This window comes from Leisingera aquaemixtae, assembly GCF_006740765.1.
Lineage (GTDB): Bacteria > Pseudomonadota > Alphaproteobacteria > Rhodobacterales > Rhodobacteraceae > Leisingera > Leisingera aquaemixtae.
On the sequence record NZ_CP041159.1, the window covers coordinates 645,432 to 671,966 of the forward strand.

The following is a 26,535-nucleotide window of genomic DNA, read 5'->3' on the forward strand; positions in this document are numbered from 1 at the left end:
TTATTCTTTCCAGCTCGCCAGCGCGTTCACGGCGGCGACGGTGATGGCGGAACCGCCCAGGCGGCCTTTGACGATCATCGACGGAACGGGAAGGTCTTCCATCAGCGCCTCCTTGGATTCCATCGCGCCGACAAAGCCCACCGGGCAGCCGATGATGGCGGCGGGGCGGGGGCAGGACGGGTCTTTCAGCATGTTCAAGAGGTGAAACAGCGCAGTGGGGGCGTTGCCGATGGCCACAACGGCGCCCGCCAGTTTCGGGCGCCACAGCTCCAGCGCGGCGGCGGAGCGGGTGTTGGACATTTCCTTGGCCAGTTCCGGCACCTTCGGGTCGCGCAGGGTGCAGATCACCTCATTCTCCGCAGGCAGGCGCGGGCGGGTGATGCCCTCGGACACCATATAGGCGTCGCAGAGGATCGGCGCGCCGTTTGCGAGGGCTGCGCGGGCGGTCTCGGCCATGCCCTCGGAAAACCGCACATGCTCTTCCAGCCCCACCATGCCGGCGGCGTGGATCATGCGGACAACAACGCTTTCCTCGTCCTTGTTGAAGCGCGCCAGGTCGGCCTCGCGGCGGATGGTGGCAAAGCTCTCGGCGTAGATCGCGGCGCCGTTGGTTTCATAGGTGTGGAGCATGTCAGCTGCCCTCTTTCAGAAGTTCGGGAGCGGCGCGCAAAGCAGCGGCGCTCAGGCGGGTCTTTAGCGGCTGATCCGCGGCGGTGCCATTGCGGATCAGGGAGAATTCGTTGTCGCCGGTGGCGGTCAGCGTTAGCGGGGCAGGGCCGGGGCAGGCACAGCCCTTGGCGCAGCCGGAGACATGCAGGCGGGATCCCGCGGGGACATGCGGTGCCAGCGCCCGCGCCAGGTCGCGGGTGGCGGACAGCGCCTGCAGGCAGCCGGGCGCGCCGGTGCAGGCGACCACTTTCAGGCGCGGATCCGTGGCGTCCAGGATCAGGCCGGGCAGGGGCGGGAGGCTGGCGGCGCCTTCCACCAGCAGCATCCGCCAGGGGGTGAGGCGGATTGGCCCATGCTCTGCCAGCTGCGCCAGCGCGGCGGCGGGCATCTGGCCGAATTCCAAAGCAGCCAGTGTCCCCGCGGGGACAGCGCCCGGTTTTGCACTGAAGCTGGCTTTTGCCACGGGTGCGGCATGCGCTGCCGGCGGGCCGCGGCGCGCGATGAGACGGTGCATCCTGCCGCGCCCCTGCGGCGCGCCGCCCTGTTCCAGAAACCAGCGGGCGAGCGCCAGGGCTTCGGCAGCGGCGGATTCACGTGTGACGGGCAGGCCGGCCCCGGCGCCGTCGGCGCGCAGGATCAGGCCTTCGCGCGTGCGCTCGATGCGGATATCGGCGGCGGTGTCTTGCAGGACAGGGTCCGCGCCGCAGTCGACGGCAAAGCCGAACTTGCCGGGCAGGGCGAGATCGGTTGCCGCGGTCAGCGCGGCGCTGAGTCCGGTGGCGATGGCATGGGTGTCGTCGCCCTCGGTCCAGAACGGCGCGAGCAGGACGTTGCGGCGAGCCTCAGCCTGTGCGTCGGGGTCGATCAGGCCAAGCTCGCGCAGGCGGGCAATCAATTCTTCATGCGCGTCTTCACGGATGCCGCGCATCTGCAGGTTGGCGCGGGCGGAAATGTCCAGCAGGCCGTTGCCGAAGTCCTCGGAAAGTCTTGCCACACCGCGCGCCTGGTTAACGGACAGTTTACCAAGCGGCGCGCGCACCCGCACCACCAGCCCGTCGCCGGACATCATCGGCCGCAAAGCGCCGGGGCACCAGCCATAGACTTTGGGTTCAGGCGCGCCGCTCATGCCGCGCCCTCCAGGCCGGCCATGATCGAGTTGCGCCGCGTGCTCCAGAGGCCTGCGTCGAACAGGGCGCGGAAGCGGTCGCGCATGGCGGCGAGCGCCTCCGGGTTTTCGCGCTCCATGAACGCGACCAGATCGTCCCGGCCCAGGGTCGCCTCGAAGTAGAGATCGAACAGATGCGGCTGCACCACCTGCGCCAGATGCGCGAAGGCGGCCATGTGGTCGAGGGTGGCGGCAATCTCTGCCGCGCCGCGGAAGCCGTGGTTCATCATCGAGGTGGCCCAGTCCGGGTTGGCGGCGCGGGCGCGGGTGACGCGGGCGATTTCTTCGCCCAAGGAGCGCGCCTGCGGCTTGTCGGGCCGGGTGGCGTCCATATGGTAGAGCGCCGGAGCCTTTTGGCCGATGCGCGCCATGGCGGCGGCAAAGCCTGCTTCATGCGCGGCATAGTCCGAGGCGACCAGCAGGTCGGTCTCCGGCAGGTCCTGCAGGTGCACGAAGCTGTCGGCGCCCTGCAGGCGTGTCTCCAGCGCCGCGCGGGCGTCGCGGATTTCGCCCTTGGCGTCGATCGCGTGGGAGGAGGCGTTGAGCCAGGCTTCGCCTGCCGCGGCGCGGGCCGCGTCGGTGTAGTCGTCCAGATGCGGGTTCATCGAGAGGCCGTACTGCCCGGGTTTGGGGCCGAAAACGCGCGGCGTTTCGATGAGATAGGGGTTGTCCGCCTGGTCCTCCTCGCGGGCCGCGAGGGCGGCGGCGGCACTTTCGAACATCTGGGCAAGGCCCGGGAAGACGTCGCGGAACAGGCCCGAGACCCGCAGGGTCACATCGATCCGCGGGCGGTTCAGCATCGGCAGCGGCAGCACCTCGAAGCCGGAGACGCGCTCGGAGCCTTCGTCCCACTTGGGCGCCAGGCCCGCGAGGTGCAGCGCCATGGCAAACTCCTCTCCCGCGGTGCGCATGGTGGCGGAACCCCAGAGGTCGATCACCAGTCCCTTGGGCCAGTCGCCGTGATCCTGAAGGTGGCGGCGCAGCAGCTCTTCCGCCAGTTTGACCCCTTGCGCATGCGCCGCCCGCGACGGCACCGCCCGCGGATCGGTGGTAAAGAGGTTGCGCCCGGTGGGGATCACATCGGCGCGGCCGCGGAACGGCGAGCCGGAGGGGCCGGGGGTGACGATCTTGCCGTCCAGCGCGGCGATCAGCCCGGCGCGCTCCTCAGCGCCGCACTGGCCGGTGCCGAAGATGTGAAGCCCCTCGCCGTACTGGCTTTCCTTGATGTCGCAGACAAAGGCGTCGATGCGGGTGATCGCCTCGGCAGGCGAGGTGTCCGGCGTCAGGCCGAGGTCAGCCTCTACCCCGGTGCCCTGTGCCTCCGCCCGGATGTCGCCGATCAGCCGGTCGCGGCGGGCAGGATCCAGGCCGTCGGCGGTGGAGTATTCATCCAGCAGGCTTTCGAGCCGCGCCATGCCCTCGGGCAGAGTGGTCTGCGCCAAGGGCGGCGGCAGGTGGCCGATGGTGACGGCGCCGATGCGGCGCTTGGCCTGGGCGGCCTCGCCCGGGTCGTTGACGATGAAGGGGTAGGCGACGGGCAGCGGGCCGGTCAGAACCTCAGGCCAGCAGGTATCCGACAGCGCCACCGCCTTGCCCGGCAGCCATTCCAGCGTGCCGTGGGCGCCGATGTGGACGAGGGCATCGCTTTGCGCCCGCAGCCAAAGGTAAAAGGCCACATAGGCGTGGCGCGGGGTGCGGTCGAGATCGTGGTAATCGTCGACGCGGGTTTTCACCTCACCGCGCTCTGGCTGCAGCGCGATCAGCGCTTTACCAGCGCGCAAGGCCTTGAATTGAAAGGCGCCATCGCGGCAGTCTGGGTCTTCTTCCGGGCGGCCCCAGGCCTCGGCCAAGGTATCCTGCAGGTTTTGCGGCAGGGCGGCGAGGGCGGCCTTGTAGTCCTCCAGCGGGACACTCAGCGTCTCGTCCATCAGCCGCAGACCGGTGTTCTCCTGCGGCTCGACGCTATAGCCCTGATCCCAGAGCGCGCGCAGGATTTCGTCGCAGGAGGCCAGCGCGTCCAGCCCGACCGCATGGGCGAGGTTGTGGTCTCTGCCCGGGTAGGTCGAAAGGACCAGTGCAAGGCGTTTGTCTGCATTCGGCAGTTTGGCGAGGCGCAGCCAGCCCTCCACACGGTCCACGGCAGCCCTGATGCGGTCCGCGTCCGCGCGGTGGGCAAAGCGGGAATATTGCAGGTCCGGGTCTTTCCTGCCCGGCGACTTGAAGCTGACGACGCCTGCGAAGATGCGGCCGTCCACCTCGGGCAGCACGACATGCATGGCAAGGTCGGCGGGCGACAAGCCGCGGCCGGCCTCAAGCCAGTCTTTCCTGCGGGCCGTTGAGAGGGCAACCTGGAACACCGGGCAGCCGGTGGTGCTGAGCGGCGAGGCGCTGCCGTCGGTGCCTTGGGCCGAAAACGCGGTGGCGTTGATGATTGCGGCCGGGGTCAACTCCGGGAGCTTGGCGCGCAGCCAGTCCGCAGCCGCGGGCGCCTTGAGGCTGGCGGCAAAGGTGCCGAAGGCGGCGTAGCCGCGGGCGCGCATTTCTTCGATCAGCGCGTCCACCGGCGCGGTGTCGGCGGATGTGAGGTAGGAGCGGTAGAAGCTGACCAGCACCAGCGGCCTGTCCTGCGGCGGAAGGTCCGCGAGCACGCCCTTGTCCGGGTCGTAGAACCCGTGCTCGGGCATGGATTTGAGGCCGAGGACGGGGCCTGCATAAAGGCCGGCCGCCAGCGACAGCTGGGCAAGTGCTGCCTGGGCTGCCACCGCGCCGCCGGCGTCGCACAGGGATTGCAGGCGGCGCAGGGTGGAGACGGGCAGGGTGGACAGCTCATCCAGCCGCGCATCTTCGCGCCCGTCTGCGGGCAGGATCGCCAGCGCAATGCCCTTGCGGCGGGCGAGATCCTGCAGCGTGGCGAGGCCATAGGACCAGTAGCTTTCGCCGCCGATCAGGCGGACGAGAACGCCCTTGGCGCCCTCCAGCGTCTGTTCCGCGTAGACGTCGACCGACAGCGGGTGCTTGAGCGCCACCAGGTTGGCGAGGCGCAGAGAGGGCAGCTTGCCGTCCGCCCGGTGCCAGCCTGCCGCGAAGGCGCCGAGATCGCTGTCGGAAAACGACAGCACCACCAGATCGCCGGGCGTCTGCCCGAGGTCCTGCGGCGTGTCGGTCTCGTCAAGGCCGTGGCTTTCGCGGAAGACGACGTGCATGGGTCAGGCTCCCTGCCTGTAAGGTCGTTTGGTAGCGGGGAGGGCAGCGCCCGGCCCGGCGGGGCAGGAAGCGAAGCGCCCGCCCCGTGGGGGGCGGGACGGGCGCTGCCCGGCGTGCCGCCGGGCGGGACCGTTCAATTTCTGACGCTTCAATTTCACTTGCTTCAGGCCCCCAGCTCGGCGCGGATGGCCTGTTCGTCGATGTCGTCATGCTCTGCGATGACCACTAGGGCGGTCTTGCGCGGCTGCGCGCCCCAGGGCTGATCATACTGGGCGCGCAGGCGCTCGCCCACGGCCTGAACCAGCATCCGCATCGGTTTTCCCTCCACCGCGACATAGCCTTTGACGCGCAGGATGTTGCGTTCGCGGGCGAGTTTCACGATGGCATTCTGCAGTGCTTCGGGATCGGAGACTTCACCCATTTCGACAACGATGCTTTCAAAATCGTCATGCTCGTGGTCGTGGTGGCCGTCGTGGTGGCTGGGGCGGGCCTCCAGATCGTCTTCGGCAGCGGCGTTCAGGCCCAGGATGATGCGCGGGTCGATGACACCTTCGCTCATCGGCAGGATCGGCAGCTTGCGCGGCGCCTCGGCCTCGATCACCGCGCGGGCCTTCTCGACGCCTGCGTCGCCGGCCAGGTCGGCCTTGGACAGCAGCACGATGTCGGCGCAGGAGATCTGATCCTCGAACACTTCCGACAGCGGGGTTTCGTGGTCGATGCTGTCATCCGCCTCGCGCTGGGCCTGCACCGCGTCCAGATCGGGGGCGAACTGGCCCTTGGCGACCGCCTCGGCATCGGCCAGCGCAATCACGCCGTCCACAGTGATGCGGGAGCGGATGGCGGGCCAGTCAAAGGCCTTCAAGAGCGGCTTGGGCAGCGCCAGGCCGGAGGTTTCGATCACGATGTGATCCGGCTTCTCCGGCAGGTTCATCAGCTGTTCGATGGTGGGGATGAAGTCATCGGCCACGGTGCAGCAGATGCAGCCGTTGGCCAGCTCCATGATGTTTTCTGCCGGGCAGTTCTCATCCGCGCAGGACTTCAGGATGTCGCCGTCCACGCCGGCGGTGCCGAACTCATTGACCACCACGGCCAGACGCTTGCCCTGCGGGTTCTGCATCAGGTGGCGGATCAGCGTGGTCTTGCCCGCACCGAGGAAGCCGGTGATGACAGTGACGGGGATCTTGTTGAGGTCGCTCATGTTTACTCCTCGGAGAAGAACTTGGCCGGCGGGATGCGGGCAACGGATTGCTTGCGGAAGGTCTGCGGGCGTTCGCGCCACGGCACCACGCCGTCGGCGGTAGCGGCATAGGCGGCGGCGCCTTCCAGGATTTCGGGGACATGCTGGTCCGGGTCGAGGTCGCCGTAGACATAGGTCCAGCGCTCGGCGCCGCCGACGAGTGCCACGGCGCAGCCGCGCTTGCAGGAGGACAGGCATTCGACACCGCGCAAGGCGACGCCTTCGGGCATCCCGGCCTCTGCCAGTGCGGCGTGCAGGATGGCGCCGGGGCGGGCCCCCTCCGGGTCGGCGCCCTCGCGGCGGCAGGTGAGGCAAACGGTCAGCGTGACCGGTCCCGGGGTGCTGGCAGTCTTGCCTGCCATATCGTCAGCCATCGGCGCGTCTCCTGTCGCGGCAGGCGTGCGGGATGGCCGAAAGGGGGGCGGCAGCGTGCCAGCCCCTCAACCGGTCGCGGAACACCCCGCCCGCCCGTTGTTCTCTCTGTTGCTGGCAGGTCTCCCGGCTTGCGGATGCCAAGGCGCGGGCCTTGCCGGCCATCCTGCCTTCCCGGGATCTCTCCCAGTGGCATGGCGGCCTCATCCGGTCACGGTCGCGGGGGCGGCTGTGCTTCGGGTCTCCAAAGAAATTTGGCGGCCTTCACATTCCCTCTTCGCCTGCTTTCGCAGGAACCAGCGAAACCCCCTTGCGCTATCGCGCCCTTCTTTGTCAAGACATGGGGTCAAACAGCTGGAGAGCCCCCATGAGCGAAAAGTCTGAAACCGGCATCTCAGAGGAAGAAGCCGCCCGTCACGCCTCTAAGATGGCCAAGAAAAAAGCCGCGCGCGACCGGATGATGAAGACCAAGGAGGGCGAGAAGGGCCTGATCATCGTCCACACCGGGCCGGGCAAGGGCAAGTCTTCCTCCGGGTTTGGCATGATCATGCGCTGCATCGCCCACAAGATGCCTTGCGCCGTGGTGCAGTTCATCAAGGGCGCCTGGCAGACCGGGGAGCGGACGCTGATCGAGGAGAACTTCAGCGATCTGTGCCAGTTCTATGCCATGGGCGAGGGGTTCACCTGGGAGACCCAGGACAAGGCGCGCGACATTGCCGCGGCGCAGAAGGGCTGGGAAAAGGCCAAGGAGATGATCCTGGACGAGAAGAACACCATGGTGCTGCTGGACGAGATCAACATCGCGCTGCGCTATGAGTATCTGGACCTGGAAGAGGTGCTGGAGTTCCTGGTGGAGCACAAGCCGCCGATGACCCATGTGGTGCTGACGGGGCGCAACGCCAAGGAAGAGCTGATCGAGATTGCCGATCTGGTGACCGAGATGGGCCAGATCAAACATCCCTTCCGCGCCGGGGTAAAAGCGCAGAAGGGCGTCGAGTTCTAAGCAGAGCCATCGCCCGGCCGGCAGGCCGGGCCGCGCCGGCCCCGTTCAGGCTTGGGCGCGGCCGTTTGTATCATGCCGCCAACTGTGCGGCTTTCCCTTGAATGTAGGCATCCACCGCCGCGCGCTGGGCCTCATCCAGCCGCAGGCCCAGCTTGGTGCGCCGCCACAAGTAATCGTCGCCTGCGCGCACCCATTCGCGGGCAATCGCCCAGTCGAGTTCCCGGGCGGTAATGGTGGCGCCGAAATCCTGGCCCAGATCACCGGCGGTCTTGGCGTCTCCCAGCACCTCCCAGGCCTCGGTGCCATAGGCGCGGATCATCCGGCCCGTCCAATAGGGGGTGAGGAACGGATAGTCCGCGGCCAGTTTGGAGGTCAGCTTTGCCACGTCCTCCACCGGGAAATCGCCGCCGGGCAGCGCCACACCTGCGGTCCAGCTGGCGGGCAGCTGCGGGAACACCTCGCCGATCTTCGCCAGCGCCGCCTCGGCCAGCTTGCGGTAGGTGGTGATCTTGCCGCCAAAGACGTTGAGCAGCGGCGCCTGCGCCTGGTCCAGCGTCAGAACGTATTCGCGGGTGGCCGCCGTGGCGGAGCTGGCGCCGTCGTCATAAAGCGGGCGCACGCCGGAATAGGTCCAGACGATATCCTCGCGCTTCACCGGCTTCTCGAAGTACTCCGATGCGAAGGCCGCCAGATATTCCTGCTCGGCTTCGGTGCAGACGGGTGCCGTGTCCGGGTCCGGGTGGTCGGCGTCGGTGGTGCCGATCAGGGTGAAATCCTGCTCGTACGGAATGGCAAAGATGATCCGCCCGTCGGTGCCTTGGAAGAAATAGCAGCGGCCGTGGTCGAACAGTTTCGGCACCACGATATGGCTGCCGCGCACCAGGCGGACGTTCTCGCGGCTGTTTTGGCCCAGCTTCTGGTGCAGCACATCGGCCACCCACGGCCCGCCTGCGTTGACCAGCATCCGGGCGCGGTGCTCCTGCTCCGCGCCGGTGGCGTGGTCCTTGGTGCGGATCACCCAGTGGTCTGACTGGCGGTCCGCGGACAGCACTTCGGTCCGGGTCAGGATCTTGGCGCCGCGGGCCATGGCGTCGCGGGCGTTCAGCATCACCAGGCGGGCATCCTCGATCCAGCAATCGGAATACTCAAAGGCGGTCTTGAACTTGGCCTTCAGCGGGCGGCCCGCAGGGTCGCTTGCCAGGTCCAGCTTGGCAGTACCGGGCAGGATGCCGCGCTTGCCAAGGCTGTCGTACAGAAACAGCCCCAGCCGGATCAGCCAGGCCGGACGGCGGCCCTTCATCCAGGGCATAAAGGTTGTCAGCAGCTTGGATGTGGGCGTCTCGCTGTCAAACCGCATGTGCTTGTGGAACGGCAGCACAAAGCGCATCGGCCAGGAGATATGCGGCATTGCCTTCAGCAGCACCTCACGCTCAATCAGCGCTTCGCGCACCAGGCGGAATTCGAAATATTCGAGATAGCGCAATCCGCCGTGGAACAGCTTGGTCGAGGCGGAGGAGGTGGCGGAGGCCAGATCATTCATCTCTGCCAATGTCACCGACAGCCCGCGGCCTGCGGCGTCGCGGGCGATGCCGCAGCCGTTGATGCCGCCGCCGATGATGAAAAGGTCCGTTACAGGCGTGTCAGTCATTTTCGCTGCTTTCGTTTTGTCCTGCGGTGAGGATACGGGTGCCTGCGGCCTGCGCGGCCTCGGCGAATTCTTCCGGCACGGGGCGGTCGGTGATCACCACGTCCAGATCCGCGACATCGCAGATCCGCACCGGGGCGGAGCGGTCGAACTTGCTGCCGTCGCAGACCAGCACCTTCTGCCGGGCATTTTTCAGGATCGCGCGGGCGACGGAAACCTCTCGGGCGTCGTGGTCCATCACTGCGCCGTCGGCGTCCAGCGCCGAGGCGCCGATGACGGCGAAATCCACCTTGTAGCGGCAGAAAAAATCCACCGCATCCTCGCCCACGATGGCGCCGTCGCTTTGCCGCACGGTGCCGCCGGCCAGGATCAGTTCCTTCGCCTGGCCGCCGATCATCATGTTGATAATGTTGATGTTGTTGGAAATCACCGTCAGGCCGCTGTGGCCGGACAACGCCCGGGCAACCTGTTCGGTGGAAGTGCCGATGTTGAGCGCGAGCGAGCAATTGTCCGGGATCAGTTCTGCCGCCAGGGCGGCCATCGCCAGCTTGTTGCCGGCGTTCAGCTTGCGCCGGTCCTCATAGTCCTGACTGGCGGCGGCGCTGACCCGGACGGCGCCGCCGTGCACGCGGGACAGGGCGCCGCGCGCCGACAGGTCGCGCAGATCGGCGCGCACGGTCTGCAGGGAGACGCCAAAGCGGCGGGAGAGATCCTCGACCTCGACCCGGTCCTGCCGGTTCAGCAGGGAGATGATTTCGTTCTGACGGCCGCTGGCATCCATGCGCTTTCCTTTCGCAGCGATTCTGTAGCGTATCGCGCGCAAGGAGTCACTATTCGTTTTCGCATTGGTTTCGTTCGTGGCGCAAACGAAAGGGCGCCCCGTTTGGGGTGCGGTCCGGCGCTGAGTCAGATCAGCGGGATCAGGTGGTTGTCCCACGCCAGGTCCGCGCGGTGCAGAAGGGTCTGGCCGGTGTCTGAGACGGCGATCAGCCGGCCGGTGCCGGTGCTGGCCGTAAAACCGCCGGCAGAGGGCGCCAGGCCGCAGACGTCGCGCATCCTGACTTCGCGCAGCAGAGCGCCGCTGACGGTATCCATGATCTGCAGCACACCGCCGCGCGGCGAGGTGACGCCGATCCGGCTGCCATCGGCGGAAAAGGCGACAGAGCCGCCATAGCCGTTCAGGTTCAGCACCCGCGCGTCGTCCTCCGCCATCAGGCGCGGCGCGGTGCCCGGCCGGTGCCGCCCTGCGGCGGGCAGCTGCTCGCCCGGATCGCCCTGCCACTGCATCGCGAAACCAACAGTGCCGTCGGCGCGCACAGCCAAATGGCGGATCGAGTTCAGGCGCAGCTCCTGCGCCAGCTCCATCTGCGCCTGCAGCTCACCCTCCAGGCTCAGATAGCTGAGGTTCGGGCGCATATCGGGCAGGTTCAGCTTGGCGCGGCCGCTGTCCGGGTGGGTCTCGATCCCGCCATTGGCCACCACCAGCCCCGGTGCGTCGCGGCGCAGGGCCATGTCGTGCGGGCCGATGCCGCCGGAGGAGAAGGCGGTGATGCGGCGGTAGCCGCCGGTGGCATCCCAGACGCCGATCACGCCGCGGGCGTTTTCATAATCGTTTTCGGTGGTGAACAGGCGGCTGCCGTCCGGGGAGAAGGTGCCGTGGCCGTAGAAATGATGCCCCGCGGGCGGCTCCAGCCGGGCGGTGGCGGCACCGCTGCGGCAGTCGATCACATCGGCAAAGCGGCCCGGGCGGCGGGCAAAGGCCACCGCTTCGGGGCGGACGGGATGGGCGGCGGCAGCGTGGCCGCGTCCGGGCAGCGGATGGCGGAACAGAATGCCGCCTGTGTCGCTCAGGCCCGCGAGCAGGAAGGCGCCGCTGGCGTCCTTGCCTGCGGACAGAAACGCGGGGCTGCCCGCGCCGGCCCAGCTGGCCTGGGAGGTGAGCGTGCTGGCCATAAGCCCTGCAAGAAAAGCGCGGCGGGTTGTCATGTTTGGTGCCTTTCCGTCAATCGCCGTCCAGCGCGTTGAAACCGGCCGCAACGCCCAGGGCGGGGCCGAGGTCTTCGCGCATCAGCGTGTGCAGGTCCTTGATCTCCTGCTGCAGCGCTTCAATGCGGAAGCGGCCGGCGGGATCAGAGACGCCTGCGAACACCGGATCGCCGAGAGCCTCTGCCTTCGTGCGCGCCTTGGCAAAGCCCGCCGTGATTTCTTCCTGCAAGTCCTCATGGCCTTCCGCGAGCGCCACGGCCAGCGGCTCCAGCGCGTTCAGGGACACCAGCACATGGCGCAGGCTGCGGCCGGAGCGGCGCGCCTCGGCCCGGTCCGGGCGGGGCTTTTGATAGGTGCCGAGCGGACGGCCCAGGCGCATGCCGTCCAGCACTTGCAGGCCGGTGGTCAGGGCCTTGAACAGTTCCTGAGTGATCTCGTCTTCGGTCTGGTAGCGGCTGCCGGGCGCGCGCAGTTCGGCAGCATAATTTTGCTGCCAATCGGCGCTGATCGCCTGGCTTGTCGCCGCGATGTCCGTGCTGACCGCGCGGGTCAGGGCGCAGCGGTACTCCGGCGTGCCCGCAGTGGAGAGCTGCGGGTCATAAAGCAGGAACTCCAGCGCATAAAAGCCGCGGGCGGCGATGGAGTAGCCGGCAAACGCCGCGGGATCCTTGATGCCTGCGTCTTCGCTGCGGATCAGGCCGGCCAGCGCCTTGGGCGTCTTGCTGCGGCTGTCGGGCCAGAACGCCAGCGCAAAGGCGCGGCTGTCCGTTTCCGTGGGGCCAAAGCGGAAGTGGCTGGCGGCGATCCAGGCGTCGAAAGCTTCGCCATAGGCCGCGCGCAGGGCGCCGGACTGCGCATCGCAATCGGCCTGCGCTGCCCGGGCAAGGGTCCGGCTGTCCGCTGCCAGTTCCTCAAATGCAGGCAGGATCAGCTTGTCGGTGATGCTGCTGGACAACTCCGACGCGGCCACGGGGGCCGCGGTCAGGGCGAGGGTGAGGGCAAGGGCGCGCATCAAAGGCTCTCCAAAAAGGCGATCAGGGCGGCGCGATCCTGCGGCTGCAGCGCCACGACGCGGGATTTGGCGGCTTCCGCCTCGCCGCCGTGCCACAGGACGGCCTCCAGCAGGGTGCGGGCGCGGCCATCGTGCAGGAAGGTGGCGCGGGGCGAGACTTGCTGCGTCAGGCCAATCCCCCACAGCGGCGCGGTGCGCCATTCGCGGCCGGTGGCGCGCGCTTCGGGGCGGAGGTCGGCCAGGCCCTCGCCCATGTCGTGCAGCAACAGGTCGGAATAGGGCCAGATCAGCTGGAAGCTTTGTTCCGGACGGTCTGCCAGCCGGTGGGTCACGAATTTCGGCACATGGCAGGCGGGGCAGCCTGCCGCATAAAACACCTGCTTGCCGCGCAGAACCTGTGGATCGTCGCTGGCCCGGCGGGCGGGCACGCCGAGGTTGCGGCTGTAGAACGTGACCAGATCCATGTTCGGCTGGTCGATTTCGGTTTCACGGGAATCACCGCCGCCGTGCGGGGCGGTTTGGCAGGCGGCCTGCTGGGCAGTGCATTCGCCCGCATGGGCCGGGAACAAGGGTGTTGAGATGCCGATATCGCCGGAAAAGGCGCTGGCGGATTGCTCATGCACCGTGGCCATCCCGGCCTTCAGCCCGAAGCGGCCCAGCAGGATACGGTTGAACTCCCGCGACCAGACCAGATTGGCGCGCCCGGAAATGCCGTCGCCGTCGGCGTCCTCCTCATCCGCATGGGCAAGGATATCGGCGGCGGGGACCGCCTCCAGCAGCCCCAGGCCGATCATCGGCGGCGCCACGCGGGGGGAGAGCATGGCACCCTCGGCCAGCGGACCGTAGCCGAGGTTGGCGGCGGTGTAGCTGGGGCGGCGCAGGGTGGCGGTCTCACCGCCGTTCAGGGCGACCTCAAACGCCTCATACGCCACCTGCAGCCGGTATTCCGGGGCGATGCCGGGGGCGGAGAAATCCTGCAGCTGGGTGCCGTAGACCGGCTCCGGCGCGGTGCCGATGTAATCGCTGATCTCCTGCAGCTCCGGCGCCACCGGGCCGGGGACAGAGACGCGCAGGAACATGGAGGCAGAGGCGTAATCCGGCTGTTCCGGCACATGGCCGCGGCCGTCCTTCAGGTGGCAGCGCTGGCAGGAGCGGGCGTTATACAGCGGCCCGAGGCCGTCGGACGCCTTGGTGGAGGCCGGGGAAAACACCCAGATTTTCTTGAACAGCCCGTTGCCGAGCTTGAATTCCAGCTCCTGCGCAAAGGAGAGGGTGGCGGAGTGCTGGGAAAACGCCTCGTCATCCGTCCGGGCGCGGACAGTGGCGGCGCCGGCGGGCAGGTCCTCAAACGGTTCTGGCGCAGTGAAATCCGTGGCCGGAGACGTGGCGGCCGCGATCCGGGCGCGTTCGGCGTCAGTGCGGGGAAGGGGGGAGAGATGCGGCTCTGCCTGATACCGGCTGGCCAGATCCAGCGCCGCAAGGGGCGTGGCCGCCGCAAACGCGGCAGCCAGCGCAATGTTAGTCTTCAACCTCTGCCATTTTGGTGGCGTTGAGCTGGGCATAGTTTTCGGCACCGATCCGGTCGTGCAGCTCAAGCTGCGTTTCGAGGAAGTCGATATGGCCTTCTTCGTCCGCCATCAGGTCTTCAAACAGCTTCTGGGTGACGTAGTCGCCCGCCTTGTTGCAGGCGTCGCGGGCTTCCTTGTAAAGCGCGCGCGCGTCCACTTCGGCGGCAAGGTCGCATTCGAGCGTTTCTTTCGGGGTCTGGCCGATCCTGAGCGGGTCAAGCTTCTGCAGGTTCGGATGGCCGCCGAGGAACAAAATCCTTTCAATCAATTTATCCGCGTGCTCCATCTCCTCGATGGATTCCTCGCGGCTTTTCTTGGCCATGCTGCCCAGGCCCCAATCGTCCTGCAGCCGGTAGTGCAGCCAGTACTGGCTGACCGCCGTCAGCTCATGGCGCAGCGCTTTATTGAGATAGTCGATGACCTTGGCGTCGCCCTTCATTACTTTTCTCCCGAATTGATACTGCGCGTAAATTCGTAAGCTGCGCAGGTACTTCCAGCTTACTGCTGGAACGCATCGTGTCGAGGAAAAGCGGCATGCAGCCGCCGCAGTCGGCGGATTTTCCCAAGGCGTGATAGATCTTGCCAGGGGTGATTATCGTTTCGGGGTCAGCGTTTCGCATCCAGTCGATGGCGGCGCGGATGTCGTGGTCCGATATGTTCGTGCAGTGGCAAACGATCATGCTGCTTGCGTCCTTGCCCGGTGGCGCAAATGGCCAAGTGATTCCGTTGGGCAATATATCCGACAAATTTGCTTGTGCTTCAAGTGTTAGCCAGAGTAAAACGCTTAGGATTTGCTGTGCGCAAAAGAAACGGGCCGCAGAAACTGCGGCCCGCCACTGCCCGGTGTCTTGGTTTTCTTACTGGAAGACTGCCGAGGGGTTATCGAGACTGTCGGAGCCTTCGATGGCGACGCCATCCAGATCCAGGGTGGTGACAACCCGCTCGATCGAACGGGTCTGGCCGATCAGCCCGTTAATGCCGCCCATCACCAGCGCCTCACCCGCTGCGTTGCCTTGGGCCAGCATCTGGTCATAGGACAGGCCCGCCTCCGCCGCAGTCTTGATGCGGCCAAGTGCCAGCATGGTGTCCGCCAGCTTGCCGCGCATCTCGGTATCGAGCTCTGCGTCCTTGGCAGCGACCAGATCCGACAGGGAGGGGCCGGAGACCAGTTCGCCATTCACCCGCACGTACTCGCCCAGATAGACGTTCTGCACCCCCAGCCCGTCGTAGTAATGGCTATTGTGGGTGTTGTCGGAGAAGCAGTCGTGCTCTTCCTCGGGGTCGTTCAGCATCAGGCCCAGGCGCATCCGCTCCCCGGCCTGCTCGCCATAGGACAAGGAGCCCATGCCGGTCAGCATCGCGGTGATTCCGGCGTCTTCATCGGCCAGCAGGGTGGTGCGGGCGTCACCTTCAGCTCCCCATTGCGCGGCCATCCACTCCAGGTCGGAGATCAGCAGGTCCGTCGCCGCTTGAAGGTAATCGCCGCGGCGGCCGCAGTTGCCGTTTGTGCAGGCATCGCCCTCGGCGTAGTCGGTCCAGGGGCGGCCGCCCGCGCCATGCCCGGTGCCGTTCAGGTCCTGGCCCCAAAGCAGAAATTCAATGGCGTGGTAGCCGGTGGCGACATTGGCCTCGACCCCGTCGGCCTCATGCAGGGTGCTTTCCAGCAGCTCCGGGGTGATCTTGGCGGCGTCGACCGCCTTGCCCGACAGCTCAAAGCTGGGGTTGGCGATCACGTTCAGCGCCGCCAGGGTGTTTCCCTCGCTCGGCCCGCCATAGGAGGCATCGACATAGTCGATCAGCCCTTCGTCCAGCGGCCAGGCGTTCACTTTGCCTTCCCAGTCGTCGACGATGGCATTGCCAAAGCGGAACACTTCGGACTGCTGATAGGGAACGCGAGCGGCGATCCAAGCGGCGCGGGCGGCTTGCAGGTTTTCGGCGGAAGGGTGGGCGACCAAGGCGTCGACGGCGGTCTTCAGGAACTGCGCGGTGGCGAGGCTGTCCTGATACTTCGCCTCGGCGATATTGGCATAGTTGGCCAGCACTGCGGATTTCTCAGCGGCCAGCGCGGCAGAGGCACCAAAGGTCAGACCGGCCAGGGCCGTGCCTGCGAGAAACAGGGATTTCATGATATGCGTCCTTGGGTTTTGTGAATTCAATGAAGGGTGGCCGCGGCAGGGCGTGCCGGTTGCGGCGGCGGCTGAACGCCCATGATCTGCTGCATCAGCAGGCCGCAGTCAGAGGCGAGCCGGGTCAGCTCCTGCGCCTTGCGCGGGGTGACAATCAGCGAGGCAAGGATATGCGCGTCGTCCTGCTGGCCCTCGGCGGCGGAGGCCAGCAGGTTGGCAAAGCAGTTTTCATCCGCGCCCAGGCATTTGCAGCTCATGCCGTGGCGCACCAGCGGGCGGCGGCCATGGGCCGCGCAGAAATTGCAGAGAGAGCCGAAGGCCTCAAACGCGGCTTCGGCCATTTCCGGGCCGAAGCTCACCTCAAAGTCGCGGCGCATCTGCTCGCGGGTCTCGGCGCCGGAAAACCAGTGGCGCAGATAGATCACCGCGCCCGCTTCCAGCGGCGGCAGGTCGGACAGGGTGCCGACGGTGACGCCGCCGCGCGGAGTGGAATGGTCAGTGCGCATTGCCGTCCGCTCACTTGGTCAGGATCAGCTTGCCTGCGCGGGTGATGCGCAGCGAGTAGATCTGGCCGTTCAGCAGGATCCGCGCCTGCACACCGCCGCGGGTCAGGTCCTCGGCGTGGTAGGTGGGGAAGACTTCGGTGGTTGCGGTGGTCGGCACCGGCTTGGAGGCAATCTGATTCATGACTTTCGCCCATTGCTGAATTCCGCCCTGTCCAGAAGCCATTCCAGACAAAAGCCGGACAGAGCGCCGGACGGCGCAAAGACCTGCGGCCACAATTGGCGCATGTCCTCCGGTTCCAGCTCTTTGACTTGAGGGCCGCCGGGGCGGCTGTCTCCGTTCGGCATGGGGGCGATCTCGGTTGATGATATGTCACTCGGGCTCGCCCGATCCGAGTCAGGCTGGCTGGAATGCCTGTATTCCTGAATTAAATGCTCAGGTATGTCAATCCGAGTTTTTTAGTAGGAATTAATTTTTGCAGACCTTAAACGGGGTTGCGGCTTGCGGTTGCAAGGCTGCTCAGGCCGCCAGCTCGCCGGTCAGGAAGTCCATGAGCAAGCGGACACGCTGCGGCAGGTGGCGGCGCTCCTGGTACACCAGGTAAAGCGCAAGGCTCTCGGGCACCCCCTCCGGCAGCGGTCCCAGCTCCAGGTCGCCGCGCGCGGCGCTGGCGGTGCAGAGCGGCTCCGGCAGGCAGGCGCGGGCCAGGCCTGCCAGCACCAGTTCATGCGCCAGCTCCAGCGAATGGCAGTAGACCCGGCCCGGCTGCGGGGCGCTGGACAGGTGGCGGGCCAGCGGTCCCAGGATGGGCAGGCTGTGATCTCCGGCCCGGCCGGGCGGGGCGGCCAGAACGACCGGCGTTCTCGACAGCAGTCGGGCAATCACCCCGCTGCCGCCGGGGCGGTTGCCGCGCAGGGCGACATCCACCGCATCACGCAGGAAATCGGCAGGCTCGTCGCTGACCGTCACATCCAGAGACACCCGCGGATGCAGGTCCAGAAACCGGCGGCAGAGACCGGCAAGCCGGGCCTTCGGAAACGCTGAAGGCACCGACATGCGCACCGTTCCTTCCGCGCTGCCGGTGGCGGATACCAGCGTGCGGGCGGCTTCGATCTCCGCCAGTCCGGCGCGGCAGCGTTCCAGGAACACGCTGCCTTCGGGCGTCAGCGCCACCCGGCGGGTGGTGCGCTCCAGCAGCCGGACCCCCAGGCTGTCCTCCAGCGCGCGCACCCTGCTGGTGACCGTGGAGGGCGGCAGCCCCAGCCGCCGCGCGGCCTTGGCAAAGCTGAGCTGGCTGGCCACTTCGGCAAAGGTCTCGATGGTTTGAAGCGTACTCATTGCGCGAAAAATCCGTTCAGTATGGGCAAAATAATGCAGATAATCCGCCCGAAGTCGAGCCGTTAGGGTGGCGCCACCACAATGGAGGTGCTGATGAAAAGACGAGAATTTATGCAGCTTTGCGGCGCCGGGCTGGCGGCGGGGCTAAGCCCGGCCGCGGCCCGCAGCGGCAGTGCCGGGGTGCATGTGCGCTGGCTGGGCGGCGCGATGCTTGAAATCGAGGCTGCGGGCTTGCGGATCCTGACCGACCCCTGCCTGGGGGAGGGCGCGGAAGCCTTCGTGATGGGCGATCCAAATGAGATGTTCGATCTGTCCAAGGGGCCGAATGTCAAACCCCATGCCCGCCTGACGCCGTTTCCCGGCCTCGCGCAGGAACAGTATGATCTGGTGCTGCTGAGTCACGCGCATGAGGACCATTTCGATCAGGCTGCGCAAGGCTGGCTGGACCGGAAGGTGCCGCTGCTGGCGCCACAGCACGATACGGCGGCGCTGGCGGAGAAAGGCTTTGCCGCGCAGGCGCTCACGCACGGCGCGGCGCGGCGGTTCGAAGCGCCGGACGGCCTGGTGACGGTCACGGCGGTGCCTGCGGTGCATTCGCTGAACCCGCGGATTGCCGCGATACTGGGCTTGGGCAATGGCTACCTGATCGAAGTGGAGGCTGGCGGGCAGCGGCAGCGCATCTACTGGGCGGGGGATACGTTTGATGCGGAGCCTGTTGCTGCGGCGCTGGCCGGGCAGGCGCCGCTGGATCTGTTCATTCCGCATCTCGGCGCGGTGGGCGGCGGCGGCGCGCTGGGGCAGATTTCCATGAATTGCGGGCAGGCGGCGGATTTTGCCGCCCGGCTGGCGCCCAAGGCGGTGCTGCCGGTGCATCACTCGACCTATGCGCTGTACCAGGAGGGGCCGGAGGCGCTGCGCGCGGCCCATGCGGCAGCCGCCCCCGCCTGGCAGCTGAGGCTGCCCGCTGAAGGCGGCCGGATCACGCTTTGACACGAAAAAGGCCGCTCCAGAAGAGCGGCCTTTGCGGTTGCGATCAAGGGCAGCCTCAGCTGCGGGTGCCGGAGAAGCGCGCCTGCCAGTCTTCGCGCTGTTCGTCGGTGATCTTGGCGAACAGCACGTCCGGCACGGTGAAGCCGTGGCCTGCGGGCAGGGCGGAGAGCGCCGCCGCCGCATCCTCGGGCCAGCTGCGGTCGTCCGAGTTCAGCGCCGCCATCAGCGTGTCGGTGGCGTGCGGGATGAAGGGCGCCGACAGCACCGCGTAAAGGCGGATCAGGTTCAGGCCCAGGCGCACCTGCGCAGCGGCACGCTCGGGGTCGTCCTTGAACACCGACCAGGGCGCGGCGGACTGCAGGTATTCATTGCCGGCAACCCAGATCGCCCGCAGCTCCTGCGAGGATTTGCGGACCTCCATCGCCTCCATATGGCCCTCATAGGCGCGGATGCGGGTGCTGAGCTCCTCGATCAGCGCCTGTTCCTGCGGCCCGTAGTCGCCGCCGGCGGGTACCTCCTCGCCAAACTTGGAGCGGCAGAACTTGGTGATGCGGCTGACGAAGTTGCCCAGCACGTCGGCCAGGTCCTTGTTCACCGACTGCTGGAAATTCTCCCAGGTGAATTCGGAGTCAGAGCTTTCCGGCGCGTGGGACAGCAGCCACCAGCGCCAGTAGTCGGCGGGCAGGATTTCCAGCGCCTGGTCCATGAACACGCCGCGCCCCTGCGAGGTGGAGAACTGGCCGCCGTCATAGTTCAGGTAGTTGAAGGATTTCAGGTGGTCGACCAGCTTCCACGGCTCGCCCGAGCCGAGGATGGTGGCCGGGAAGGACAGGGTGTGGAAGGGGACGTTGTCCTTGCCCATGAACTGGACGTATTTCACATCCTCCGCGCCCTTGTCGGTGCGCCACCAGCGCTGCCAGTCGGAATCCGGCTTGCCGTTGGCATCGGCCCATTCCTTGGCGCAGGCGATGTATTCGATCGGCGCGTCGAACCAGACGTAAAAGACTTTGCCCTCCATGCCGGGCCAGTCTTCGTCGCCTTTCTTGACCGGCACGCCCCAGTCCAGATCGCGGGTGATGCCGCGGTCCTGCAGGCCGTCGCCGTCATGCAGCCATTTCTTGGCAATCGAGGTGGTCAGGACCGGCCAGTCCTTCTTGGAGTCGATCCAGGCGTCCAGCTGATCCTTCAGCTGCGACTGGCACAGATACAGGTGCTTGGTCTCGCGCACTTCCAGGTCGGTGGAGCCGGACACGGCAGAGCGCGGGTTGATCAGGTCGGTGGGGTCCAGCTGCTTGGTGCATTCCTCGCACTGGTCGCCGCGGGCGCGCTCATAGCCGCAGTTGGGGCAGGTGCCCTCGATATAGCGGTCGGGCAGGAAACGGCCGTCGGCGTTGGAATAGACCTGCTTTTCGGTGACTTCGCGGATCAGGCCTGCTTCGGCCAGCTTGCCTGCGAAATGCTGGGTCAGCGCGTGGTTCTGCGGGCTGGAGGAGCGGCCGAAGTGGTCAAACGACAGGGCGAACCCCTTGGCGATCTCCGCCTGGACGGCATGCATCTCGGCGCAGTATTCCGCGACCGGCTTGTCCGCCTTGGCGGCGGCCAGTTCCGCCGGGGTGCCGTGCTCGTCGGTGGCGCAGAGGAACATCACCTCATTGCCGCGTCCGCGCTGGAACCGGGCATACAGGTCGGCAGGCAGCTGCGAGCCCACCAGGTTGCCCAGATGCTTGATCCCGTTGATGTAAGGGATCGCCGAAGTGATCAGAATGCGTGCCATGCCATCCATCCAGGTTTTGCGTCAGAGGCCCGTCTAACGCATGGCAGGCGCGGCGGAAACCCCTGCTGTGCGCCGCGCGGGAGGAGGCGGGCGGACGCGCTTGTCCTCTGTAGGGCGGGCAAAATGCCCCTGGCCTCTGATCTGGCGTTACAGGGGCGCAATCCGTGAATGTAAACAAAGCTTTAAAGGGTCATAGATGCTGTCCGAATGTTTCGCGCGCGAAACATTCGGACAGCAATGCTTACCTTTATTTCCGGCGCTCGCGGGTCCGTTTCAGCAGGCGGCCGATGGTGAAAGAGGTGCGCGGCGCGTAGACATAGCTGGTGCGCTCTTCCGGGGTCGCGCGGACTTTCATCCGGCTGAGGCCGAAGACGATCAGCAGCACGTGGCCGCCGGCAACATAGGCAAACAGCGCCGGCGGTCCGTAGGCATCAATCAGCGCCGAGGAAACATAGGGCGAGGCGATGGCGCCAAGCGCGTACCAGAACATCAGCGCCGCCGACAGCTCGACCCGTTCGGCGGTCGTGGCAAAGTCGTTGGCGTGGGCGGCCGAGACCGAGAAGATCGGGAAGGTTGTGAAGCCGAAGAACCCTGCTGTCACCATCACCCCCAGGGTGCCGGTGCCGCTGGCCGCCATGGTGATGCCGCAACTGAGAATGGCGGCGCCCGACAGCCAGATCAGCACCCAGCGGCGGTCGTATTTGTCGGCCAGCCAGCCCATCGGGTACTGCGCCAGCGCCCCGCCCAGAACAAAAGACGCAAGGAAGAAGGCGATCTGGCCGATCTCCAGCCCGACCTCCTGGCCATAGATCGGCCCCACCATCCGGAACGAGGCGGAGCTGAGCGCGGCCACGATCACCCCCGCCACGGCCAGCGGCGAGCAGCGCCAGGCCAGTTTGGGGCGCAGGCGCGGCGCGTCGGGGATTTCCGGCTGGCTGGCCCGGGTCAGGGTCAGCGGCAGCAGCGCCGCGCAGCACAGCAGCGCCAGCAGGTTGTACGAGATATAGGCTGCGGGCGGCAGCACCGCGATGATCAGCTGCGCCGCCAGCGAGGCGCTGAGGTCGGCCAGCCGGTACGTGCCCATGGCGCGGCCGCGGGTTTCGTTGGTGACCTTGGCGTTGAGCCAGGCCTCGATCACCGTGTAGCAGCCTGCCACGCACAGGCCGGAGGCCATCCGCATCGCCGCCCAGGCATAGGGGTTTTCGGTCAGCGTGTGGCCCAGCAGCCCCATGGCGCCAAGCGCGGTGCACACGGCAAAAGCGCGGGAATGGCCGACATTGCCCATCAGCCGCGGCGCCCACCAGCAGCCGATGAAGAAGCCGAGGAAATGGCCGGAGCCGAGAAGGCCGATCTGCTCCGTGGTGAAGTTGAGCGTCAGCCCTGAAATGGCATCGAGCGGGCCGACGCCTCCGGTCGACAGCTGCAGCAGGATGACGGACAGAAACAGGGCGGCAAAGGAGATGATCAGGCGCATAACGGTGCGACCATGACAGGCTGAGACGGCATTGCCAGCCGGTTTCCGCCAAACCCGTGTCGTATTTCTGCGCGGCGGTGCTTTTCGGCACGCCGCTGGCGGGGTCAGCCCGCTTGCCGGATGCGGGCCCGGATCGCCAGGCTCACCCGGTCGGCGACCAGGCCCGCATAGCCGGTGGCGCCGAAGGCGGCGCGGCTGAGCACGCCTGTAAGATGCACGTCCAGTTGCCGCAGGTCGTCCGGCGCGCTGCCGGGGCGGCGGTAGAGCGCGGCCTGCAGGGTGACCGGCCGGGTGGTGCCGCGCAGGGTGAGATCGCCGGTGATCTGCGCGCCGCCGGACAGCCGCCCGTCAGGCCCGAGGCGGACCCGGGTGGAGCGGAAGCGGATGTCCGGATGCCGGGCGGCGTCCAGAATGCCCGGGCTTTTCAGCGCTTCGGTGGCAAAGATCAGCCCGGTCCGGGCGCGCCGCGCGTCGAGGGTGATATCGGCCTCGCTCCGGGCCAGGTTCTGCGGGTCGATGCGGATGCGGGCCGCGCGCACCGGAAGCCGGCCCTGCTGCGGCTGGCCGTTGAGCAGGAAGGTAAAGCGGACGTCGGTGGCGCTGGGCACCAGGCGGTACGGCAGCGGCGCCGCCATCAGCGCCTGCGGCGCCAGCAGCACGGCGCTGAGGCCTGCCAGCAGGCGGCGGCGCTGTATCCGGGCAGGCGGTGTCCGGGCTGTTTGCATGGGGTTTTCCAATCCGTTTTGCGGGCTGCCGTCCGAGCTTATCGCGGTTTCCCGGCGGGGCGGCTCACTTTCCCGCGTGCGGCGCCGGGGGGCTTGCGCAATCCCACGAAGCACCGGCAGGCCTGCGGCGGCGCGGCGGGCTCCCGCCAGGCGCCGGCTTTTTGCCAAAAGCCATCGCCTGTTGGGCCCGGCACCGGGCAAAGCCCGGTGCCGGGCCCAAAGCCGCTAAGGCGGCGCTGGCGCAGCCAGGGCCTCCTGCGGGTGCGGGAGGGCTCCGGATCGGCCTTGGGGCATGGCCCCGGATCGGCCTTGGGGCATGGCCCCGGATTGGCCTTGGGGCAGGCCTTGGGCGGTCCCGGCAGGCTCCGTGCCTGCCGGGACCGCTTGGGGTGCCGGAACAGCCTGCAGCGGGCTGCCTGCGGCAGCCTGGAGGATCTGCCAGCTGCGGGGCGGCAGGGTGCGGGCGCGCAGGCGCTGCAAGCTCCAGCAGCTTTGCGGGGCGGTGCCCTCCCCGCCGGCCGCCAGGCCGCACGCGGGCAGGTCATGGCGCAAGCGGTTGCGGGCCGCGCGGTTATGGGCAGGGGCAAGATGCCAGCGGCTTTCGATGCCCTGGGCGCCGCCCTGACCGGGGGTCAGCAGCAGGCCCAGCGGCGCCGGGCCGAAACACCCGCCGGCCTCCGCCGCCAGGTGCAGCCGCCGCACCGGGGTCATGGCGGGCGGTTCGGGCAGCTCTGCCACCACCAGCGCCGCTGCGCCGCTGCGCAGGGCTTCCTCCATGGCCCAGAGCTGGTCCTCTGTCCGGGCGGCCTGCACGAACAGGAAGCGGGCGGGGCTGGCACAGGCGGCCAGCCCCTCCGGGTTCAGCGGGCGGCCGCCCCGCGGCGGCAACAGCCACAGGACCGGCGCGGGGGCCGTTTCCGGTGCGGTTTGCCAGGTGCTGTTCCGGGCTGCTTGCTGGGCGGCGGCGGCGAGCCAGAGCGCAAACCGGTGGCGGGCGGGGCCGCAGGCCTCATGCGTGCGGCCGTGCTCCAGGGCAATCCCTTCCGTCAGGGGCAGCGCCGGGCGGGGGCTGTGGCGGCGGCGGTTGAGCAGGTGAGTCGGCATGGAGTGACTATAGAGTGTTCGCTATTTGTTCTCAATTATAACCGTGGGCGCAGGGGGAACTGCCGCAACGTGGTGCTCCCGCCCGGACCAGCGCCTCCGCGGGAGGCGCAGTTCCGGTTGGGCCGGGCGCCGCGCGTTGCGCGACGCGGCGGCGCGTGCGGCAGGCCGGCCCGGACGCTGTCAGGCCGGGGCGAGCGCGTCTTCGAGCGCCTGGAAAAAACCCGCTCGGGCATGGGTCTCGATCCAGGGCTTGTGGCCGCAGCGCCGCAGCAGGCGGAAGCGGAGACCCGGCAGCGCCTTTCGCAGCGGCTGTCGGACGCCGGCGGCCGGGTGCGGATCCTGATCGCCGTGAAGGGCAATCACCGGGCAGCGGATCCTGGCCGCCTCCCGCAGCAGCTCGCCGGAGCGGCGCAGCTCTGCAGCCTCGGCCCAGACGCTTTGGAAAATCCCGCGGTCAAAGGAGATCTGCGGAGGCGGAAGATCCGGCAGCGGCGCACAGGCCTCTGCCTGGTCCAGCAGCTGCACCGCGCGGGCCAGGCCTGCCGGCGTCTGCATGCCGCTGCCGCCAAGCAGCGCAGTCAGCTCCTGCCGTTCCGCAGGCCGCAGGCGGGCCTGCCGGACGGCGTCAATCTGTGCCGCAAACCGGGCCTCGAAGGGCGGGCAGCCTGCCAGTACCAGTTTGGCGGCCAGATGCGGATGCCGGGCTGCCAGCAGGCAGGCCAGCCAGGCGCCCCAGGACAAGCCGATCAGAACCGCAGGGGCGGCGCAGGCCGTCTCCAGCTGGTGCCGCAGCTCGGAGATCTGTCCCTCCACGGAAGTCTCGGACTGCCAGGGCTCCAGCACACCAAAACCGCGGGCGGCCAGTTCCTGCGCCACCGGGGCCGCCTCGCCGGCAGCACCCGGGCCGCCGTGCAGTACTGCGGCGATGAACGGCTGGGCGCCGTGCCGCCGTATGAACGGGGCCGCTGGCGGCATCCTGCGCGGCTCAGCCCTCGCGCGGGACGACCGGGCCGCCCTGTTTGGCCCATTCGGTGAAGCCGCCCTCAAGATGCACCACGGGGTTCAGGCCCATCTCCATCGCCGCTTTGGCACTCAGCGCCGAGCGCCAGGCGCTGGCGCAGTAGAACACATAGGTCTTGTCCTGGTTGAACACCGGTTTGTGATAGGGGCTGTCCGGGGCGATCCAGAATTCCAGCATCCCGCGCGGGCAGGAAAACGCGCCTGGGATCATGCCGGTGCGCTGCAGCTCGCGGATGTCGCGCAGGTCGACGAAGACGCAGTTCTCGTCCAGAACCTTCTGCTTGGCCTCTTCGACGGGCATGGTGCCGACCAGGCTGTTTGCCTCGGCCAGCAGCGCCTTGACGCCCTTGGTGATGGTTTGCGGCATGGGACCTCCTTTGCTCGGCTTGCGCGCAGGCTGGCCGCTTTGCCGCGCCGGTGCAAGCGGCTTGCACTTCCCGGGCGGGGCCTTAGGGTCGCAGGCACATCCGGAACTGGGGAGCGCGCGATATGAAAATGAACCCGTTGGGCCGTACCGGCATCGAGGTCTCTGAACTGTGCCTGGGCACGATGACTTTTGGCACCCAGACGCCGGAGGCGGAGGCCCATGCGCAGATCGCCATGGCGCTGGCGGCAGGCGTGAACTTTGTTGACACGGCGGAGATGTATCCGGTGAACCCGGTCAGCGCCGAGACCATCGGCAACAGCGAGCGCATTATCGGCAGCTGGAACGCAAAGACGGGGCGGCGCGGGGATTATATCCTGGCAACCAAGCATTCGGGCGAGGGGATGAAACATGCGCGGGACGGGGCGCCGATCTCGTCGAAGACCATCGCGGCCGCCGTGGAAGGCTCGCTGAAGCGGCTGCAGACGGATTACATTGACCTCTACCAGTTCCATTGGCCGAACCGGGGCAGCTACATGTTCCGGCAGAACTGGACCTATGACCCCTCCAGCCAGAACCGGGAGGAGGTGCTGGCCAATATGGAGGACTGCTTGGAGGCGCTGCAGCGAGAGGTGGAGCGCGGCACCATCCGCGCCTTTGGCCTGTCGAACGAAAGCGCCTGGGGCACCGCCCAGTGGCTGCGCATCGCCGGGGAACGCGGCTGGCCGCGGGTGGCGACGATCCAGAACGAATATTCGCTGCTGTGCCGGATGTATGACACCGACCTGGCGGAGCTGAGCGTCAATGAGGACGTCGGCCTGATGGCGTTTTCGCCGCTGGGCACCGGGCTGCTGACCGGCAAGTATCAGGACGGGGCGGTGCCGGAGGGTTCGCGCAAATCCATCAACCCGGAGCTGGGCGGGCGCCACTCGCCGCGGGTCTATGAGGCGGTGGCGGCCTATCTGGAGATTGCCAGGCGGCACGGGCTGGACCCGGTGCATATGGCGCTGGCCTGGTGCCGGACCCGGCCATTCATGGCGTCAGCGATCTTTGGCGCGACGCATCTGCCGCAGCTGGAGCATCTGCTGCAATCGGTGGAAGTGGAGCTGAGCCAGGAGGTTCTGGACGAAATCAACGCGGCGCACCGGGCGCATCCGATGCCGTATTGAGGCAGGTTGAAGCGGGCGGAGGAGGGGGCGCTGCCCCCTCTTGCGCTTGCGGCGCAATTCACCCCCGGGATATTTCCGGCCAGAAG

The 26,535-nt window shown here is 67.4% G+C and carries 25 protein-coding genes and 1 riboswitch; of the genes, 3 read left to right on the forward strand and 22 right to left on the reverse strand.

Going from position 1 to position 26,535, the window contains the following annotated elements; translation table 11 throughout:
- From R2C4_RS04830 to R2C4_RS04850, 5 genes are all read right to left on the reverse strand, one after another.
- Complete coding sequence (locus R2C4_RS04830) at positions 1–630, reverse strand: precorrin-8X methylmutase (protein ID WP_141889794.1); 630 nt, start codon at positions 628–630, stop codon at positions 1–3.
- Between the two features lies 1 nt (position 631).
- On the reverse strand, positions 632–1,795 hold the full coding sequence (gene cobG, locus R2C4_RS04835) for a precorrin-3B synthase (RefSeq protein WP_141889795.1): 1,164 nt from the start codon (positions 1,793–1,795) through the stop codon (positions 632–634).
- Positions 1,792–5,037: a cobaltochelatase subunit CobN gene (gene cobN, locus R2C4_RS04840; RefSeq protein ID WP_141889796.1), complete on the reverse strand. Its 3,246-nt coding sequence runs from the start codon at positions 5,035–5,037 to the stop codon at positions 1,792–1,794. Before cobN ends, cobG begins: the two co-directional genes overlap by 4 nt.
- 164 nt (positions 5,038–5,201) lie before the next feature.
- A complete protein-coding gene (cobW, locus tag R2C4_RS04845) occupies positions 5,202–6,236 on the reverse strand; it encodes a cobalamin biosynthesis protein CobW (protein WP_058284281.1) in 1,035 nt (344 codons plus the stop codon).
- Between the two features lie 2 nt (positions 6,237–6,238).
- Entirely contained in the window at positions 6,239–6,649 is a 411-nt protein-coding gene (locus tag R2C4_RS04850) for a DUF1636 family protein (protein WP_027243430.1), read from the reverse strand.
- Positions 6,650–6,746: 97 nt separating this feature from the next.
- Positions 6,747–6,963, reverse strand: a riboswitch (cobalamin riboswitch).
- Positions 6,964–7,014: 51 nt separating this feature from the next.
- Between R2C4_RS04850 and cobO the strand changes: the two genes are divergently transcribed.
- Complete coding sequence (gene cobO / locus R2C4_RS04855; RefSeq protein ID WP_058284283.1) at positions 7,015–7,650, forward strand: cob(I)yrinic acid a,c-diamide adenosyltransferase; 636 nt, start codon at positions 7,015–7,017, stop codon at positions 7,648–7,650.
- Between the two features lie 70 nt (positions 7,651–7,720).
- On the opposite strand, the gene glpD is transcribed toward cobO, so the two are convergent.
- The 11 genes from glpD to R2C4_RS04910 form a co-directional block, all read right to left on the reverse strand.
- Positions 7,721–9,298 carry a glycerol-3-phosphate dehydrogenase gene (glpD, locus tag R2C4_RS04860; RefSeq protein ID WP_141889797.1) on the reverse strand — a complete coding sequence of 526 codons (1,578 nt, stop codon included), beginning with the start codon at positions 9,296–9,298 and terminating at the stop codon, positions 7,721–7,723.
- Positions 9,291–10,076 (reverse strand): DeoR/GlpR family DNA-binding transcription regulator, encoded by a 786-nt coding sequence (locus R2C4_RS04865; RefSeq protein WP_141889798.1) that lies wholly within the window; start codon positions 10,074–10,076, stop codon positions 9,291–9,293. The genes glpD and R2C4_RS04865 overlap by 8 nt, the downstream gene beginning before the upstream one ends.
- A gap of 125 nt (positions 10,077–10,201) precedes the next feature.
- A complete protein-coding gene (locus tag R2C4_RS04870; RefSeq protein ID WP_141889799.1) occupies positions 10,202–11,281 on the reverse strand; it encodes a DUF1513 domain-containing protein in 1,080 nt (359 codons plus the stop codon).
- Between the two features lie 16 nt (positions 11,282–11,297).
- Positions 11,298–12,293 carry an imelysin family protein gene (locus R2C4_RS04875; RefSeq protein ID WP_141889800.1) on the reverse strand — a complete coding sequence of 332 codons (996 nt, stop codon included), beginning with the start codon at positions 12,291–12,293 and terminating at the stop codon, positions 11,298–11,300.
- Complete coding sequence (locus R2C4_RS04880) at positions 12,293–13,822, reverse strand: di-heme oxidoreductase family protein (RefSeq protein WP_141889801.1); 1,530 nt, start codon at positions 13,820–13,822, stop codon at positions 12,293–12,295. Before R2C4_RS04880 ends, R2C4_RS04875 begins: the two co-directional genes overlap by 1 nt.
- Positions 13,812–14,300, reverse strand: a complete 489-nt coding sequence (gene bfr / locus R2C4_RS04885; protein ID WP_058284289.1) for a bacterioferritin — start codon at positions 14,298–14,300, stop codon at positions 13,812–13,814. Before bfr ends, R2C4_RS04880 begins: the two co-directional genes overlap by 11 nt.
- A complete protein-coding gene (locus tag R2C4_RS04890) occupies positions 14,263–14,541 on the reverse strand; it encodes a (2Fe-2S)-binding protein (RefSeq protein ID WP_141889802.1) in 279 nt (92 codons plus the stop codon). Before R2C4_RS04890 ends, bfr begins: the two co-directional genes overlap by 38 nt.
- Positions 14,542–14,718: 177 nt before the next feature.
- A complete protein-coding gene (locus tag R2C4_RS04895) occupies positions 14,719–15,987 on the reverse strand; it encodes an imelysin family protein (protein ID WP_141889803.1) in 1,269 nt (422 codons plus the stop codon).
- A 26-nt stretch (positions 15,988–16,013) separates the two neighbouring features.
- On the reverse strand, positions 16,014–16,493 hold the full coding sequence (locus R2C4_RS04900) for a hypothetical protein (protein WP_141889804.1): 480 nt from the start codon (positions 16,491–16,493) through the stop codon (positions 16,014–16,016).
- Positions 16,494–16,503: 10 nt separating this feature from the next.
- A complete protein-coding gene (hemP, locus tag R2C4_RS04905; RefSeq protein WP_008554566.1) occupies positions 16,504–16,674 on the reverse strand; it encodes a hemin uptake protein HemP in 171 nt (56 codons plus the stop codon).
- A gap of 336 nt (positions 16,675–17,010) precedes the next feature.
- A complete protein-coding gene (locus R2C4_RS04910) occupies positions 17,011–17,829 on the reverse strand; it encodes a LysR family transcriptional regulator (protein WP_141889805.1) in 819 nt (272 codons plus the stop codon).
- A 93-nt stretch (positions 17,830–17,922) separates the two neighbouring features.
- Between R2C4_RS04910 and R2C4_RS04915 the strand changes: the two genes are divergently transcribed.
- Entirely contained in the window at positions 17,923–18,819 is an 897-nt protein-coding gene (locus tag R2C4_RS04915) for an MBL fold metallo-hydrolase (RefSeq protein ID WP_141889806.1), read from the forward strand.
- 55 nt (positions 18,820–18,874) lie between these two features.
- Here R2C4_RS04915 and metG read toward each other — a convergent pair whose 3' ends face one another.
- The 6 genes from metG to R2C4_RS04945 all read right to left on the reverse strand — a co-directional run bounded on the left by metG (position 18,875) and on the right by R2C4_RS04945 (position 25,283).
- Positions 18,875–20,593 carry a methionine--tRNA ligase gene (metG, locus tag R2C4_RS04920; protein WP_208764523.1) on the reverse strand — a complete coding sequence of 573 codons (1,719 nt, stop codon included), beginning with the start codon at positions 20,591–20,593 and terminating at the stop codon, positions 18,875–18,877.
- Between the two features lie 247 nt (positions 20,594–20,840).
- A complete protein-coding gene (locus tag R2C4_RS04925; protein ID WP_058284294.1) occupies positions 20,841–22,067 on the reverse strand; it encodes an MFS transporter in 1,227 nt (408 codons plus the stop codon).
- A gap of 104 nt (positions 22,068–22,171) precedes the next feature.
- Positions 22,172–22,792 carry a YceI family protein gene (locus R2C4_RS04930; protein ID WP_141889808.1) on the reverse strand — a complete coding sequence of 207 codons (621 nt, stop codon included), beginning with the start codon at positions 22,790–22,792 and terminating at the stop codon, positions 22,172–22,174.
- A gap of 225 nt (positions 22,793–23,017) precedes the next feature.
- Positions 23,018–23,896, reverse strand: a complete 879-nt coding sequence (locus tag R2C4_RS04935; protein WP_208764524.1) for an ImuA family protein — start codon at positions 23,894–23,896, stop codon at positions 23,018–23,020.
- A gap of 180 nt (positions 23,897–24,076) precedes the next feature.
- Positions 24,077–24,871 carry an alpha/beta fold hydrolase gene (locus R2C4_RS04940; protein WP_141889809.1) on the reverse strand — a complete coding sequence of 265 codons (795 nt, stop codon included), beginning with the start codon at positions 24,869–24,871 and terminating at the stop codon, positions 24,077–24,079.
- A gap of 10 nt (positions 24,872–24,881) precedes the next feature.
- Positions 24,882–25,283, reverse strand: a complete 402-nt coding sequence (locus R2C4_RS04945) for a rhodanese-like domain-containing protein (RefSeq protein ID WP_141889810.1) — start codon at positions 25,281–25,283, stop codon at positions 24,882–24,884.
- Positions 25,284–25,405: 122 nt separating this feature from the next.
- Between R2C4_RS04945 and R2C4_RS04950 the strand changes: the two genes are divergently transcribed.
- Positions 25,406–26,449, forward strand: a complete 1,044-nt coding sequence (locus tag R2C4_RS04950) for an aldo/keto reductase (RefSeq protein WP_141889811.1) — start codon at positions 25,406–25,408, stop codon at positions 26,447–26,449.
- Positions 26,450–26,535 lie beyond the last annotated feature (86 nt).